Source organism: Ferdinandcohnia sp. SAFN-114, from assembly GCF_059415045.1.
The window spans coordinates 1-1,966 of the sequence record NZ_JBPFDQ010000181.1 but is presented as its reverse complement, the minus strand read 5'-3'; the positions used below and the strand labels follow the sequence as shown (position 1 = coordinate 1,966).

1 protein-coding gene is annotated in these 1,966 nt (G+C 34.6%); it reads left to right on the top strand.

Annotated elements, in window-relative coordinates:
- Positions 1 to 61: 61 nt before the first annotated feature.
- The gene (locus ACR65M_RS26750) at positions 62 to 1,831 is read left to right on the top strand and encodes a DUF2357 domain-containing protein (RefSeq protein ID WP_440274925.1); all 1,770 of its coding nucleotides are present in this window, start codon (positions 62 to 64) and stop codon (positions 1,829 to 1,831) included.
- Positions 1,832 to 1,966: the final 135 nt, after the last annotated feature.

Sequence of the window (1,966 nt, the reverse complement as noted above, 5' to 3'; positions counted from 1 at the left end):
TTCATAAAAATAGTTGGGAAGCAAAATTGTACATCCTTAAACGAGCGAAAATGTACATTTTATCATTGACATTTATAATATAAAAGCAAGAGGAGACCAGCTAGGTAAAATCAATACCTACACACGTAAGTATTTACAGACTAAAAGTCAATACATCGAAGTAGAAAAAGGTATCTCCATTCATGGAAAAACAATGATGCCAATTCAAGGAATGAAAATCAAAAAAGAGTTAGTGTATGATACACTTGAAAACCGATATGTTAAATGGATGATGACACGCCTCATGGATAAGATAGAAGATTTAATTTTAACTCTTTACAATCATAATACAAAGTGGAAAACAGAACCGGACGCTGAACTAGTGGGACGTCTTTCTAAAATGAAGGATACCTTAGAGCTGAAATGCCGGAATCCATTTTGGAGACAGATTGGTAAGCTGGATAAGTCTGTTATGAGCTTAGTAATTCAAATGGCACCAGGGTACCGCGATGCCTTTCATCTGTATCTTACCGTTACGAAAGGGCTTATGCTTCAATCAAAATTCTACCAAATGTCTGTAAAAGATGTTGCTACTCTGTACGAATATTGGACTTATCTAAAACTAGGACAACTTTTAAGTAAAAAATATACGATGATTAGTCAAGATATCATTAAATTAAGTCGGGATGGGCTATTTGTGAATTTAGATAGTAACCAGAAAGCTGAACGTATATTTGAACATCCCATTACGAAGGAACGAATAACACTAACGTATCAAAAAACGGAGACTGGCCTTCCAACAATTAATCAAAAACCAGATACCATGCTGACAATCTCGAAAAAAGGAAAAGATTTCACATACAATTATGTGTTCGATGCGAAATACCGTGTAGATTATGCCCAAGTGGGAAGTTTTTATAAGAAACGCTATCAAACACCTGGGCCCTTGGAAGATGATATAAACACTATGCATCGATACCGTGACTCTCTAGTTTATATGAATAACGGTCCATATGAACGAACTTCCTTTGGCGCCTATGTGTTGTTCCCATGGGCAGATGAAAGTGGATATCAAGAGCATCCTCTCTACCAAAGTATTAATCAAGTTAATATTGGAGGTTTGCCATTTTTACCTCAAGCAACTGATTTAGTTGAGCAGTTTGTAGAACGATTAATCGAGTTAAGTCCCGAGGAAATAAATAAGGAGGGAATTCTTCCACGTGGTACTAAGGAGGAATGGGAATCTAGCCTTGTAGAAAGGGTTTTAGTTGGTTCCGTTTCAAGCCTAGAAAAATATAAGCGATTTATCCATGGTAGATTATTTCAAATCCCTGCTATTAATTTAAAAAATGGGTGGCAAGAATCAAAATATATTGCCCTTTATACTACAGCAGAAGTTGGAATCCCAAATGGGATAGCGGACTATGGAAGAATTGATAAAATTACATCTGAGGATGGGGATATAATCTTCCACATCATAGGTTGGCAAAGGACAAAACAGATTATTAAACCAGTAAAGTATGGAATTGCATCCAATATCATAACAACATTCAATCAGTTAACAAGTGCTAAAGAACTACCTGAGCTATATATGAAAAATCACCAAGAAACAGTTATTTGGAGAATGCTTAGACGAATATCAGATGAAATTAAGGTTCAAGTGAATAATCACAATCTTGATTATGCTTCAAATGTGGACCAGTTCTCTTTCTATGACCTAACGATTAAATTAGAAGAGGATACCTCAACAATACTTATTGTGAAGGGTAATGAAGAAAGAACAATTAGTTCTGAATTGCTTATTAGGTATCCTTCAATCGTCTTTAAAGAGGTTTTAAGTCTTTATGTATAAGGATATTTAAAAGTAGTAAAGATATTTTTATTAAGCATAGGATAGTGTTACTTTTATATTGGCTCTGTTAAAGGTAAATGTTGATATTTGAAACCTTCTTTTGTATAATTAGGATAAGAACAAACATTCGAGGAG